The organism is Gordonia sp. G4 (assembly GCF_057770005.1).
In genome coordinates this window covers 1,908,128-1,921,795 of the sequence record NZ_CM173442.1, presented here as the reverse complement: position 1 = coordinate 1,921,795, position 13,668 = coordinate 1,908,128, and the positions used below count along the sequence as shown (strand labels likewise).

The following is a 13,668-nucleotide window of genomic DNA, read 5'->3' as shown; positions in this document are numbered from 1 at the left end:
TTCGATCGGGGTCAGACGGCGCCGTCGTGCTCGGCGACCAGCTGCCGAAGCCGCTCGCGTTCCAGCCGATCGGTGGCCCCGCCTCGCAGGGTCGGTGCGGACTTGACGAGGAGTCGGCTGTACGGGTGATCGGGCCGACGGAGCACCTCGTCGGTGGCTCCGTCTTCCACGATCGAACCGCGATAGAGAACGAGGAGACGGTCGGTCACGCCGGCCACCGACCCGAGATCGTGAGAGATGAACAGCAGCGTGGTGCCGCTGTCACGCAGCGAGGCGAGGATCTCGATCACATTGACCCGATTTGCCGAATCGAGAGCGCTGACCGGCTCGTCGAGGATGATCAACCGCGGATCGGTGATGAGCGCACGTGCGACCGCGACCCGTTGTCGCTGGCCGCCGGAGATCTCGGCGGGGAACCGGCCGAGGACATCGGAGTCGAGCGAGACGCTCGCGAGTCTTGCCGCGACCTTGGCCTCGATCTCGTCACGGCGGTATCGGCCACTGATCTCGAGGGGTTCGGCGAGCGACTGGGCTATCGTCCGCTCCGGATCGAGGCTGCGGAGCGGGTCCTGGAACACGTACTGCACGATGCCGTCTCGGCGAAACATCCGCCAGCGCGCCCGGTCGAAGGATGTCACCTCGTTTCCGTCGATGTGTATCTCTCCGGCGTCGACGTCGACGAGGCCGAGGACGGCTCGGGCGATGGTGGACTTGCCCGAACCGGTCTCGCCGACCAGACCGAGAGCCTCGCCCGGGGCGATCGTGAAGCTGACGTCGCGGAGCACCTGCTGGCGACGATGTCCGCGACCGTAGCTCACCCCCAGGTCCCTGACGTCGAGAAGCGGTGTCCGGTCAGACGACATGTGCGGCCCCCGTCTGTGCGATCTCCGTCGTGTACTTGCCGATGCCGTAGCGTTCGTGCTCGTCGACGAGCATCCGGGTGTAGTCGTGGCTCGGGCGATGGAGGACGTCAGACGTGCGACCACGATCGACGACGAGACCGTCACGGAAGACGATCACCTGGTCTGCGACCTGGGACACCACCGCCAGGTCGTGCGATACGACGATGAGCGAGAGGTTGTGTCGTTCCACGAGATCGGCGATGAGGTCGAGGACCTCGGCCTGAACGGTCACATCGAGGGCTGTCGTCGCTTCGTCGGCGATCAGGATGCGAGGCTCGAGCGAGACCGCGATGGCGAGGGCGACCCGTTGCAGCATCCCGCCCGAGAGCTCATGCGGGTATTGGCGAGAAACCCACTCGGGCTCCCGGATTCGCACCTCGTCGAGCAATTCGAGCGCTCGACGGCCGGCGGCCCGACGTCCGAGTCCACGTTTGACCCGCAGGACTTCCGCGATCTGCTTCCCGATCGAGATGGACGGGTTCAGATACGACCCCGGGTCCTGGAAGACGGCGGTGATCCCGGCGCCGCGCAGACGGTTCCAGTCCGTCACGCTGTGACCGGAGATGTCCTCACCGAACAGTTCGATCGTTCCTCCGGTGATCGACAGGCCATTCGGCAACAGACCGAGTACCGCTCGTAGGCTGATCGACTTTCCACTGCCGGACTCGCCGACGATGCCGAGAGTCTCACCCCGTCGGAGTTCGAAATCGACTCCGCCGACGAGCACGGAGCCACTCAGCTCGTCGGCAATGCGGAGCCCGTTCACACGCAGGATGGTCTCCGGAGTGGTGGAATCGGTTGTCTCGGAATCTGTCTCGGGCTTCCGGACCGAAGTCGCCTGGGCCGCGCTTGTCTGGGCTGCGGTTGTCTGGGGCAAGGTTGTCTGGGTCGACATCGCGGTCAGGCTCCCTGTGTCGTGGCGGATGGCGCCGTGGTCGCGTCCCGGCGACGCGGACGAGTGAGTAGCTGACGGCCGGAGACGCCTCGGACATCGCGGATGACGTCGGCCAGAACGTTGAACGCCCAGACGACGATGATGATGGGAATCGCCGGGATCAACGGGGCGTAGGGACGGAAGGTGAGGTACCCCAGGTCCGAAGCGAGCATTCCGCCCCAGGTCGGGGCGGGCGGCTGGACACCGATGCCGAGGAAGCTCAGCGCCGCGACGGTGATGAGTCCGATGCCGAGGGTGCTCGCGAACACGACCGCGACGGCCGGGAGAACCTTCTTGGCCACATGTTTCCGCACGATCCAGGACACGTCGGCGCCGGCGATCCGGGCTGCTTCGACGTACTGAGAATGTGCCACCGCGAGCGTCGCGGCGCGGGCGACACGGTAGAAGGCGGGCGCGGTGAGCACACCGACGACGATCATCGCCTGCGTGACAGCGTTACCGAGCAATGCGGTCACCGCAACGGCGAAGACGAGGAACGGTAGTGCGACCAGGGTGTCGACGAGGCGGAGCGTCGACCATTCGAACACCCGGCCCGAGTAGACCGACAACACGCCGGGCACGGCGCCGATCACGAGTCCGATCACCGCGACCTGGACAGCGCTGAGCAGACTCAACGGGGTTCCGGCCAGCAGTCGGCTGAGGGTGTCGCGACCGAGGTAGTCGGTTCCGAACCAATGCTGGGCCGAGGGACCGGCGAGAATGTCCGGCGAGCCCTCCAACGGGTCGTACGGCGCCAGCAGCGGGCCGAAGACGACGAGGAAGAAGGCGATGCCGATGACGATCAGGGCAACGCGGCCGCTGCGGACCGCCCAGATGTCGCGAATCATGTCAGAGACCTCTCGTCGACGCGGGCACCAGTCGGTTCAGGAGGATGTTGACGATCAGGTTGAACCCGACCACCAACACGATCGAGATGACCAGGACGCCTTGGACCGCGGGCACGTCGCCCCGTTGTGCCGCGTCGGCCGCGAACCTGCCGTACCCCGCGATACCGAAGATGGCCTCGGTGACGACCGCACCACCGAGCAGCGCGGGGAACTTGAGTCCGAGGAGCGCCAGAGTCGGGCCGATACCGTTCCGGAGGGCGTGAACGAAGAAGATGCGTCGGGATCCGAGCCCACGAACCTGTGCGCCGATGATGTAGTTCTGGTCATAGGCGTCGACGAGGCCGACTCGTGTCTGGCGCGCGACCTCGGCCACGGTGTCGACGCTGAGGGCGATCGCGGGCAGGGTGGCGAACCAGAGCCAGGACCCGAAGCCCTCGGACATCGGCGTGTATCCGGCTGCGGGGAACCATCCGAGACCGACGGCGAAGATGGACACGAGAAGGATGCCCACGATGAACGGCGGCATGGTGGAGATCAGGGTGGAGAAGGCGGTGATCGACCGGTCGAGGAGCGAGGTCGGTCGAGAGGCCGCCAAACCGCCGAGCAGCAGCCCCACCACCACTCCGATGACAAGTGCCAAGCCCGCGATGGACAGGCTGATGAGCGCGCGGTCGAAGAGGATCTCCGACACCGGGAACCCGTTGTGCCAACTGTTGCCGAGATCTCCGCGCAGGACCGACCCGAACCAGTCGAAGTACTGGATCAGGAAGGGACGGTCGAGTCCCCACTCGCGTTCGATCTGGGCGACGAGTTCGGGCGTGGCATTGTCACCCGCCTGGAGATAGGCCGGACTGAGGCCGCTGATCGCCTGCAGCGAGAACGTGATGAAGGTGGCGATGACGAAGACCGGAATGAAGATCCCGATCGAACGCAGGACAGTGGCCCCGATACGTCGTGCGGTCGCCGTTCGCGAACTCCGACGCCGTGGCCGGACACTGCTCGTAGTCGGGGCTACGGGTTCTCGGTTGCGAGGCTCGCTCACCTGTGCGATGACCATGGCTTCTCCTCGGTGACCGGGTTCAGCCGACCGCGACCGGCGCGTCAGCGTGCGCCAGGCCGGCCTCGGGGTACGGCGCCGCCGGCAGCTGGGGATGAATCGCCTCGGCGATCACCGCCAGACTCTCGCGATAGTGGTGATCGGACAGGCCCAGCGGCACGCTGAAGAGGTAGTCGGTCGCCGCGTTCGCCGCCGAGTCCGCGGCGAGTTCGGCGACGATCTCGTCCGGGGTGCCGTGCAGGATGTAGAAGTCGCGCATGAGGTCTGCGGGCGACGAGCCGGGGGTGGCCCACGGCAGTGCCGTCGGGTAGCGCTCGAGGTAGTCGGCGAACAGGCGTCTCGCGTCCTCCTTGCTCTCCGCAGGAAGAACCGAACGGGACACCCCGATCCGGGGTGCGCGGTCGGACGGAAGCTCATTCACATACGCCTCGACGAGGAGCGCTTGCACCTCGCCGGTGGGTCCGCCCTGCGCAAACCGGTGGAGTTGCAGGCCATCTCCGGATCGCCCGATGTCACGCGCGGTGTCCGGCTTCGACGTCGCCTGCCACAGTCGTTGCGGTAGCTTCCCTGCGGGCGGATAGAAGCCGAAAGCCTGCCCCTCCGAGACGTGTTCGAGGTGGAAAGCGTCCCTCAGCCGCGTGAGCGCGTCGTGATACAGACTCTCGCGCTGCGCCTCGTCCAGGTCGTACACGTTGTACGCGGCGGTGGAGAACCCGCCTCCATTGCCCTTACCGACACCGAGTTCGAGCCGATCCCCACTCAGTGTGTTGACGACCGCAGCCGACTCGGCAAGTCGCAGTGGATGATCGAATGCCAACGGGATGACCGCGGTACCGAGGCGCAGCCGCTGTGTGCGCTGCGACAGAGCACTGAGCAGGACCAGCGAAGAGGGAAGACCGATGTTGGAGAACCGGCCCTCGGCGACCCAGTACGTCTGGTAACCGAGCGATTCCGCTCTCACCGCGTTCGTGAGCAGCACGTCATAACCCGCGGCGGCGTCCGTCTCGGTGAGCGGCACCTCGAACAGGGCGAGTCCGGGGCGAACAGGAAGGAGAGACATGGCATGTCCTTGTCGGTGATGATCGTGCCGAGCGGTGGTGAGGGTCTCGATCAGCTGTTGGCGCCGACGGTGATTCCGCGCCAGTTCAGGAACCCCTCGCGGTTGTCGAAATCGGACGACAGGCCCGACGACGTCGCCCAGGTGGTGGCCGATGCATACAGCGGGATCGTGGAACCTTCGAGGAACCCGGCGACCGACGCCGCACGCGCCTTGTCTAGGTAGTCAGGAGCATCGATCGGCGTTGCACGCATCGCGGTGAGGGCCGACTGGAATGAAGCGGGAGAGTACGGCGAACTGAGGTTGAGAACCCCGTCGACGTCGTAATGTTCGGTCAGCGTCTGCGCCTGTGAGTTGCGACCGACGTACCCGTAGGAGGCCAACGCCTGAGTCTTGCCGAAGTAGCCTTTCGACCAGTTGGGATTCTTGTTGATGGTGACCCGTACACCGATCGCTGCGAGTTGAGCCTGGATCAGTTCGAGCTGCGCGTCGGTGGAACCCGGATATGCATCCAGCGTGATGTCCAGACCACTGGGGTAACCCGCCTCGGCGAGCAGGCTCTTCGCTTTCGCGGGGTCGTACTGGAATTTGCCCTCGATCTCTTCGGCATACAGCGGATGCCCCTTGGGAAGCAGCTGATGCGCGACCTGACCTTCTCCCACGTTCACCTTGTCGACGAACTCCTGGGAGTTGATCGCCGACCGGAACGCTTCCACCACACGCGGGTCATCGAACGGCTCGAGACTGCGATTGACGCTCAGGAACTGGACCACCCAGTTCTTGGAGATGTCCCGAACGATGTCGAGACCGGCGTCTCGTGCTCGTTGGATCTGGGTCGGGTCGAGGGTGACGAAGTTGTAGACGCCGGTCTGCGACGAGGAGACCAGGCTCGTGGCGTCGTTTCCGAATCGGATCTCCATGCGGTCGATCTTGATGTTGTCGGCATCCCAGTAGTCCTGGAACTTCTCGAGGATGATGTGCGACTCGGGGACGAGTTCGACGACCCGGAACGGGCCAGCACCGACGGGATTGCTGGTGTTGAGGGCCTCGGCGTCCTTCTCACTGGCGACCTTGCTCGTGATAAGTCCGGCGCGGATGCTGAACAGGTAGGGAATCTGGTAATCAACGCTTTTCAGGTTGACGGTGAAGTTCAGATCGTCGTCCACCACGACGTTCTCGATGTTGCGGTACGACCCGGCGAGCGCGCTGTTCTCCTGGTTGATCGCACGGTCGATGTAGTACTTGACCGCTTCCGCGTTCACCGGACTGCCGTCGTGGAAGGTCAGTCCCGGGCGGAGGGTGAAGGTCACCGCGGTCCCGTCCGCGTTGTACTTCCAGCTCTCGGCGAGAGCCGGAGCGGGATTCCCGTTCTCGTCCTGGGTCAGCAAGGGTTCGTAGATGGGCGTCAGATTCACGGTGGCGCCGGTCGCACCGGTGACGATCGGGTCCCAGTCGCCCGGCGGCGGGCCGGATTGTCCCCACTTGACGACGTTGCCGGCGGAGGCGCCGGTCGGCGACCCGCAAGCCGCGAGCGCCAGTAAGGAGACGGCAAGGAGTGCTACGAGCGCCTTGCGGCGACGGGAGAGCTTCATCGGATGGCTTTCGTTGGGAGAGGTGTTCGTGGAGTGGGATGTTCGGGGAGTTCGGCGTTCAGACGGGCGCGGGAACGGCGGCATCAATCGGCGTGGGCTCCGCCGCGTTCTCGGAACGCGCACGGGTGTAACGGTTCTCGATGAACGGTAGCCCCAAGTTGCCACGCAGGGTGTCGTGCTCGTAATCGCTCCGGACCACACCCCGCTCGCGGAGTATCGGCAGGACCTCGCCGACGAAGCGACGGAACTGAGCTGGATGACCGATGTGGATGTTGATGCCGTCCAGAGCACGGCCGTCGAGCCAACGCTGCAGTTCGTTCGCCACGGTCTCGGCGCTACCGGTGAACGGAGACTTCGTGGGCGCGTTCAGCGTCTCCACCGTCTGCCGCAGGGTGAAGCCGTTCGCCGACGCGAGCTCGGTGATCTTCTTCGCCTGTGTGTAGAAGCTTCGTTCGGCGTCGGCGAGGGCTTCTTGCGGGAAGGGAGCGTCGAGGTCGTACCGGCTGAAGTCGTGCCACCCGAAGGGTCGGCCCAGCTCTCGGAGTGAGCGCTGGAAATCGTTGTCTGCCAGCTGAGTCTCGCGCCCTATCTCTCGGGCTTCATCATCGGTGTCACCTACGGTGATGAACGCCCCGGGGAGGACGACAAGCTCCTCCGGCGACCGCCCGTACGCCGCTGCGCGCGACTTGATGTTGGAGTAGAACGCGACGCCCGCTTCGAAATTCGGTGCGTGCGTGAAGATCCCTTCGCCGAACCGAGCACCCAGGTCACGTCCCTGATCGGAGTCACCAGCCTGGAAGATCACCGGCTGTCCCTGGGCGGATCGGGAGATGTTGAGCGGACCCGTCACCGAGAAGTACTCACCGCGATGGTTGAGCGTGTGCTGCTTCGACGGATCGAGGAAACGCTTCGTGGCCCGGTCGCGGACGAACGCGTCGTCCTCGTACGAATCCCAGAGAGCCTGGACGACCTCGAGGTGTTCGGCGGCGCGCCCGTAGCGCGTGGCGTAGTCGTAGTGCTCGTCCAGCCCGTAGTTTCCTGCCGTGCCACCGTCACCACTCGTCACCACATTCCAGCCGGCGCGTCCCCGGCTGATCAGGTCGAGTGATGCGAACCGGCGAGCCACGTTGAAGGGCTGATTGTACGAAGTGGTCAGAGTGCCGACGAGCCCGATGTTGTTGGTGGACACCGCGAGAGCGGAGAGAAGGGTGAGGGGCTCGAGCCGGTTCAGGTAGTGCGGTGGGGAATCGGCGGTAATGAACTGGCTGTCGACGATGAACACCAGATCGAACTTCGCCTCTTCGGCGAGGCGCGCGTATTCGATGTACCAATCGATGTCGACGCTCGCGTCGCCCGGGATCTCCGGGTCGAGCCAGGTGTACGGGTGGCCGGGACCGCCGGTCGGAGTGAGGACTGCGCCCAGCTTCAGCTGCCGTCTCGACATGATCGTGCTCCTTCATATGGCTACGGGCGCGTGCACCCACAAGGTCTGTTTCACAGGATATTCAGAGAACCGACGGACGCCGAGTATTAAATTCCGCTTGCTCCGAACACATTTCGAATGTTGATCAGATGACCGAACAAAACAGTGTCAATCGAAGAACTCCCGCGATGACTCTGTGATGGCCACCGCCACGAGGTCCGCGAGTTGCCGGATGCTCTCGGCGTCGTCGGGTAGCTGGGTCGCCGAGATGCGCAACATGTGGCGGTCGCGAACATTCACGAACGACCGGGATCCGGAACCGACCGAGATCCCCTGCCGGGCAAGAGCAACGAGCCCCGCCGTCTCGTCCTCCACAGGCACCCACACCACCAGACTCCGCGGTCCCGCGAAAGCCTCGATGCCCCGCTCGCGCAGCGCGGCCAGCAGTTGTGCACGCCGGGACGCGTATCGCTCGCGCGCTCGGGCGACGGCTCGCTCGGCGTCGTCACTCGCGATCAGATAGGCCAGCGTGTTCTGCAAGATCCTGCTGTTGGACCCGACGCCGTGACTGCGCTTCTTCATCGCGGCGTCGATCAGGTGCCGCGAACCTCCGAGCACCGAGGTTCGGACGTCGATGCCATAAGCCTTGCAGTAGCTCCGAATTCGGACGACCCGGTCCGGGAACACGCCACCGAGAGACGGGAGCGGTTCTGATTCCAGCGGCCCGATCGAATCGTCCTCGATGATCCAGACAGCAGGATGACGCTCCAGGACCCGCGCGAGCTCGCCGGCCCGCTCATCTGTGACGACGTGGTCGACGCCGAACGGGGCACCTGGCTGGAACACGAAGGCGGATGCTCCCGCCCGAAGTGCGGCGTCGAGTTCGTCCGCGCGAGGCCCGTGCGCGTCGGTACCGATGCCGATTGCGTTCAGGCCCAGGTCACGGATCGTGTCCAGCACTCCTGGTCCGAGTGGCTCGTCCACGGCGATGGTGGATCCGGCGGGCGCCGCAGCCTCGATCGCGAGTAACAGCGCCTCGGTGCCGCCGCCGGCGGTGGCCCAGGCCTGCGGTTCGAAGGGCCAGGTCGGCGACGCCGCGGCTCGCAGACGTTCGGTCATGATCTCGCGGCCGAATACATTCAGGGTCTCGGCGCCGAGACTCGCGACCAGCGCGTCGGACAAGGACGGCTGCAGTGCCAGGTCCGGGGCATTCTGAGCGAGGTCGACACCGCGCCACTCGCGAAATCCCCGCTCGGGAACGCTGTCCTCCGGAGGGAGTACCACGGTGCCACCACGACGCCGGGTCTGAACGATCCCCTGTTCCTGGAGTTTTCCCCACGCCTGCAAGATCGAACCGACGCTGAGGTCACTGACCTTCGCCAACGTACGGACGGTCGGCAGTCTGGACCCCGGGGGGAGTTCGCCCGAGTGAACGAGATCAGCGACCGCATCCGCCAATTCACCACGGCGGTCGGCCACCCGCGCCAACAGCCATGACGGGTCGACGATCTCCGGGTCCGTGACTACCGTCACTCCACTTCTCCCCTCACCGCTGTCCGCGGACTCGGTCCTGACTTCGCGACTACGAGGCGAGGGTCCGGACGGGCTCCCGACGGAGCAGGTCCTGGCCTCCGGGTTCGCGCAATCGCTCGAGGAACTGGACGATCTCCGCGGCGACGCTGCGGTGGGTCACGTCGTTGAGGATGTCGTGGCGACCACCGCGGACCAGGGTGAGACGTACGTCGGGCAGCGCGGTCGAGGCCGCGAGCACCGGGTCGACCGGGCTCACCGTGTCGGCGTCGCCGTGCACGAGCAGCACCGGGGACGTCACGCGCGCGAGCGACTCGGAGGTCGCGACGGACGTCGCCTCCTGCAGCGCCCCTCGGTCTATCGCATCGGGTTTCCCCAGTACGCCACGATGGACCGGACACGCGGACCGCGCGTCGAGCTCCGCGTCCCACTCGCTCGGGAGGGCCGGCGGACCGTCGACGAGTAGCCCTGCCAGGACGATCCCCGTGAGAGCCGGATACTCGGGCGCGATGTCGAGCGCAGTCACCGCGCCACTGTCTGATCCGACGACGACCAGGGGGCCCGGGATCTGCGAAGACGACAGCGCGCGGGCCACGGACTCACGGGCATTCTCCACGACCGTGACGCGGTATCCATCGAAAGCGATCCGCCGCGCGAACCGCCCATACACGTCGGCGTGCTCACCACGTCCGGCGATGACCACCACCGAACCTCGTGCGTTGGCGTCGGGTTCCAGCCACTCGGTGCTCACGGTGTGTCCCTCGTTCCGGTCGATCTCGGACTGCTGATGACGCAACCCTGACCGATGCGGGGGCGAGCGAACAACAATATGGATCACGCCGAGCAGAACTGGTGTGTTCGTCGAACATTCAGTGTTTTGTTTCGAACAATCCCCACAGCGACGTAAAGAAGGATCGAGAACACTCATGCCCCAGTCCCCAGGGTTCGCGACCCGCCAGGTTCGCTCGGGATACACGCCGGGTACCGCACAGAACACGGTGATCCCACCGATCTACCAGTCGGTCGCCTACGACTTCGGTGACTTCGCCCAGGCACGCGACATCTTCTCGCTACGTCGGACGGGAAACCTGTACAGCCGCACCGGCAACCCGACCCAAACGGTCTTCGAACAGCGCATCGCCGATCTCGACGGAGGGGTTGCGGCGCTGGCGACCGCGTCCGGGCAGTCGGCGGTGGCGGTGGCCCTGCTCACGCTCGCCAAGACGGGTGAGCATATCGTCGCCGCGCGTCAGTTGTACGGCGGCACCGTCGATCTCCTCACCGACACCTTCGCGGACTTCGGCATCGAGGTGACCCTCGTCGACCAGGACGACCTCAACGGGTGGCGCGACGCCGCCCGGCCGGAGACCCGAGCGTTCTTCGCCGAGACCATCGGCAACCCGGTGGCTTCGGTGCTGGACGTCGACGCCGTGGCGCGGATCGCCCATGAAGTCGGGGTGCCGTTCGTGGTCGACAACACCATCGCTACTCCATATCTTCTTCGCCCCAAAGAGTTCGGCGCCGACATCGCCGTATATTCGGCGACCAAGTTCATCGGGGGCCACGGGACCTCACTCGGGGGCGTGGTGGTCGACCTCGGGACTTTCGACTTCGGGGCGGAACCGCAGCGGTGGCCGCAGTTCACCGAACCCTATCCGCGGATCGGTGACCTCGTTCTGTGGGACACGTTCGGACGCGACCGCAGCGCATTCCTCGTCTACGCGAAGACGAAACTCGTCCACGACCTCGGACCCGCCCTCTCGCCGTTCAACTCCTTCCAGCTCCTGCAGGGCGTAGAGACGCTGGACCTCCGCCTCGAGAGGCAGGTGTCGACGGCACTGACCGTCGCGCGGTTCCTCGATTCACACCCCGCGGTCACTCAGGTCCACCACCCGGGCCTTGCCGGCAACCCGTGGCACGCTGCTGCGCAACGTTATCTGCCCCGAGGCGCCGGGTCGGTGTTCTCCTTCGACCTCGTCGGCGACGAGCGCGAAGTGGAGAAGTTCATCAATTCGCTGCAGGTGTTCTCGATCGTCGCGAACATCGGCGACGTCCGCTCGCTGGTGGTGCACCCGGCCACCACCACCCACAGCCACTTCGACGACGAGCGCCTGGCGTCGGCCGGGTTCAGCAGAAGCACGATTCGACTGTCGATAGGGCTGGAGAGTCCCGACGACCTGGTCGACGATCTGCGCTCATCTCTCGACACGATCACGAAGGACTGACATGCATTTCGGTTACTGGACTCCGATCTATGGCGGCTTCCTGCGCAACGTCGGCGACGAGGCCATGCCCGCCACGTGGGACTACGTGAAGCGACTGTCACAGCTCGCGGATCGTCTCGGCTATCACACGACGCTCGTCCCCGAGCTGTATCTCAACGACCGGAAGGGTATTCACGCGCCCAGCCTCGAAGCGTGGTCGTTGTCGTCGGCGATCCTCGCCGTCACCGAGCGCCTTCGGGTGATGACGGCGGTGCGGGCCGGCTTCCACCTCCCGGCCGTCACCGCGAAAGAGTCCGCGACCATCACCGACATCGCAGGTGGTGCATCGTCGGATCCGGCACGCTTCGCCCTCAACGTCGTCGCGGCGTGGTGGGAGGAGGAGGCCAAGCAGTATGGTGGCGCTTTCACCCGGCATGACGAGCGTTACCGGCAGGCACAAGAGTTCGTCGACATCCTGCGTGGACTGTGGAATCACACTCCGTTCTCCTATGCGGGTGAACACTTCTCGGTCCACGATTCGATCCTGTCGCCGAAACCCGTCGCTCAGCCGCCGATCTTCGCCGGCGGGGAGAGCGAGGGCGGCCGCGAGTCGATTGCGACGTTCGCGGATTCCTATGTGCTACACGGCGGTACCGTCGACGAGGTCCGCGCCAAGATCGCCGACATGAACGACCGATCGCAGCGAATCCACCAGCGCGACATGGCCGAGTTCGGGATGTCGGCCTATGTGATCGTTCGCGACACCGAGGCGGAGGCACGGGCCGAACTCGACCGCATCACCACCATCGATCCTCGGTCACCGGGATACGCGTCATTCGAAGAGTTCGCGCGCAACTCCGAGCTCGACGTCGAGCTCACCAAGCGCGAGTACTCGGTCGGAACCCGCGGCCTCCGCCCGGAACTGGTGGGCACCCCCGAGGTGGTGGCCGAGAAGATCCGCGCCTACCAGGACGCCGGCCTCACACTCCTGCTGATCCAATGTTCACCCGCCCACGACGAGCTCGAACGCATTGCGCAGCAGGTGTTTCCCCTCGTCCCTGAGGTCAGGACCGAGGTGGTCTCGGTCTGACCGGTTGACGTTCTCGTGCGTCGGGGCTGCCTAGGTGAAGGTCAGTGCCGACACGAGCGCCGCAACGAGCCGGGGTACCGCGGTGTGATCCGCTGACGCGTGCGCGGGGTCCAGCTGCCCGATCGACATCCCCAGACAATCAGGGTCGCGCAGGAGCGTGACCAGGGCCTGTTCGAGGACCGCAATCGTCGGTCCACTGTTCCGTCCGTTCACGTTCTCGGCGATCGGCGCGTCCAGGAAATCGAGCACGTCGACGTCGAGGTGCACCACGAACGGTCCGGGGGCGAGCATGCTTCGCGCGCCGCGGGCCGCGTCTTCAGGGTCGTCGCAGAGCCTCGTCTGATCGACGATCGCAAGTCCCAGCGCAGTGGCCTGTTCGCGTTCCCACCCGGTTGTCTCCCGGGTCACATCCACCCCGAGATAGGCCAGGTCCGACGGGTGCAGTATCGGCGTGCGGTTCGTGAGGCCGACCAATTCGGGCGCAGCCCCCTCGAGGGCCAACGCGTGCGCCATGCCCATCCAGCTCAGCGAACCCTCCGCTGTCGAGCGTGGCGTGTTGAGATCAAGATGCCGGTCCACGTAGACGATGCGGGGGCGCTCCCCGCACAATGCCATCGCGGCGCACATCCCGACCGCAACCGTGCAGCTTCCGCCGAGCACGAGCAGACGCTGCCCGGCTGCGAGCAGGTCGGCCGCAGCTGCGGAGAGCTCGATCAGTGCATCCGTCTCGTCGCTCAGGTTCTGCGCGAACGGACTCTCGCGGTCGGGAAACCACAACCGGGTTGTCAGATCCCCAGCATCGACGACCTCCGCGCCGGTGGCCGCCAACTGCTCGACGAGACCAGCATCTCGCAACGCAGCGGGCGCTCGCTCTACGCCCACACAGTAGGCACCAGCACTGCTCGGCGCGCCCAACACCGTGATCTTCACTGACCCTCCTCGCTCCTGTCGTCAGGCCTGCGCCCACCGCGTGCCCGTCGACGGGGACAGTGAAACCCGTCGCTGCACGCCGAGTCACGCGTCCAACGACG

Annotated in this window: 12 protein-coding genes; 2 read left to right on the top strand and 10 right to left on the bottom strand. The window is 65.6% G+C overall.

Annotated elements, in window-relative coordinates:
- Nucleotides 1–11: 11 nt before the first annotated feature.
- The 9 genes from AC3B5T_RS08425 to AC3B5T_RS08385 all read right to left on the bottom strand — a co-directional run bounded on the left by AC3B5T_RS08425 (nucleotide 12) and on the right by AC3B5T_RS08385 (nucleotide 10,094).
- On the bottom strand, nucleotides 12–818 hold the full coding sequence (locus AC3B5T_RS08425; RefSeq protein WP_231632797.1) for an ABC transporter ATP-binding protein: 807 nt from the start codon (nucleotides 816–818) through the stop codon (nucleotides 12–14).
- A 34-nt stretch (nucleotides 819–852) separates the two neighbouring features.
- Complete coding sequence (locus AC3B5T_RS08420; protein ID WP_055476811.1) at nucleotides 853–1,797, bottom strand: ATP-binding cassette domain-containing protein; 945 nt, start codon at nucleotides 1,795–1,797, stop codon at nucleotides 853–855.
- 5 nt (nucleotides 1,798–1,802) lie between these two features.
- The gene (locus AC3B5T_RS08415) at nucleotides 1,803–2,684 is read right to left on the bottom strand and encodes an ABC transporter permease (RefSeq protein WP_014925010.1); all 882 of its coding nucleotides are present in this window, start codon (nucleotides 2,682–2,684) and stop codon (nucleotides 1,803–1,805) included.
- Between the two features lies 1 nt (nucleotide 2,685).
- Entirely contained in the window at nucleotides 2,686–3,741 is a 1,056-nt protein-coding gene (locus AC3B5T_RS08410; protein ID WP_055476813.1) for an ABC transporter permease, read from the bottom strand.
- Between the two features lie 22 nt (nucleotides 3,742–3,763).
- A complete protein-coding gene (locus AC3B5T_RS08405; protein WP_055476814.1) occupies nucleotides 3,764–4,801 on the bottom strand; it encodes an LLM class flavin-dependent oxidoreductase in 1,038 nt (345 codons plus the stop codon).
- Nucleotides 4,802–4,851: 50 nt separating this feature from the next.
- Nucleotides 4,852–6,390: an ABC transporter substrate-binding protein gene (locus tag AC3B5T_RS08400; RefSeq protein WP_055476815.1), complete on the bottom strand. Its 1,539-nt coding sequence runs from the start codon at nucleotides 6,388–6,390 to the stop codon at nucleotides 4,852–4,854.
- Nucleotides 6,391–6,448: 58 nt separating this feature from the next.
- Nucleotides 6,449–7,834: an LLM class flavin-dependent oxidoreductase gene (locus AC3B5T_RS08395; protein WP_055476816.1), complete on the bottom strand. Its 1,386-nt coding sequence runs from the start codon at nucleotides 7,832–7,834 to the stop codon at nucleotides 6,449–6,451.
- 147 nt (nucleotides 7,835–7,981) lie between these two features.
- The gene (locus AC3B5T_RS08390) at nucleotides 7,982–9,346 is read right to left on the bottom strand and encodes an aminotransferase class I/II-fold pyridoxal phosphate-dependent enzyme (protein ID WP_055476817.1); all 1,365 of its coding nucleotides are present in this window, start codon (nucleotides 9,344–9,346) and stop codon (nucleotides 7,982–7,984) included.
- Nucleotides 9,347–9,395: 49 nt separating this feature from the next.
- Complete coding sequence (locus AC3B5T_RS08385; RefSeq protein WP_055476833.1) at nucleotides 9,396–10,094, bottom strand: alpha/beta hydrolase; 699 nt, start codon at nucleotides 10,092–10,094, stop codon at nucleotides 9,396–9,398.
- Between the two features lie 175 nt (nucleotides 10,095–10,269).
- Here AC3B5T_RS08385 and AC3B5T_RS08380 point away from each other — a divergent pair, with 175 nt between their 5' ends.
- Entirely contained in the window at nucleotides 10,270–11,568 is a 1,299-nt protein-coding gene (locus AC3B5T_RS08380) for an O-acetylhomoserine aminocarboxypropyltransferase/cysteine synthase family protein (RefSeq protein ID WP_055476818.1), read from the top strand.
- Between the two features lies 1 nt (nucleotide 11,569).
- Nucleotides 11,570–12,637 (top strand): LLM class flavin-dependent oxidoreductase, encoded by a 1,068-nt coding sequence (locus tag AC3B5T_RS08375; protein WP_014925002.1) that lies wholly within the window; start codon nucleotides 11,570–11,572, stop codon nucleotides 12,635–12,637.
- 30 nt (nucleotides 12,638–12,667) lie between these two features.
- On the opposite strand, the gene AC3B5T_RS08370 is transcribed toward AC3B5T_RS08375, so the two are convergent.
- Complete coding sequence (locus AC3B5T_RS08370; RefSeq protein ID WP_055476819.1) at nucleotides 12,668–13,567, bottom strand: arginase family protein; 900 nt, start codon at nucleotides 13,565–13,567, stop codon at nucleotides 12,668–12,670.
- Nucleotides 13,568–13,668: the final 101 nt, after the last annotated feature.

What these genes read in the sequence shown, in the direction of transcription:
- AC3B5T_RS08375 (WP_014925002.1), top strand. Translation starts at nt 11,570, where the DNA reads ATGCATTTCGGTTACTGGACTCCGATCTATGGCGGCTTCCTGCGCAAC.
- AC3B5T_RS08410 (WP_055476813.1), bottom strand. Translation starts at nt 3,741, where the DNA reads ATGGTCATCGCACAGGTGAGCGAGCCTCGCAACCGAGAACCCGTAGCC.
- AC3B5T_RS08405 (WP_055476814.1), bottom strand. Translation starts at nt 4,801, where the DNA reads ATGTCTCTCCTTCCTGTTCGCCCCGGACTCGCCCTGTTCGAGGTGCCG.
- AC3B5T_RS08380 (WP_055476818.1), top strand. Translation starts at nt 10,270, where the DNA reads ATGCCCCAGTCCCCAGGGTTCGCGACCCGCCAGGTTCGCTCGGGATAC.
- AC3B5T_RS08420 (WP_055476811.1), bottom strand. Translation starts at nt 1,797, where the DNA reads ATGTCGACCCAGACAACCTTGCCCCAGACAACCGCAGCCCAGACAAGC.
- AC3B5T_RS08400 (WP_055476815.1), bottom strand. Translation starts at nt 6,390, where the DNA reads ATGAAGCTCTCCCGTCGCCGCAAGGCGCTCGTAGCACTCCTTGCCGTC.
- AC3B5T_RS08395 (WP_055476816.1), bottom strand. Translation starts at nt 7,834, where the DNA reads ATGTCGAGACGGCAGCTGAAGCTGGGCGCAGTCCTCACTCCGACCGGC.
- AC3B5T_RS08415 (WP_014925010.1), bottom strand. Translation starts at nt 2,684, where the DNA reads ATGATTCGCGACATCTGGGCGGTCCGCAGCGGCCGCGTTGCCCTGATC.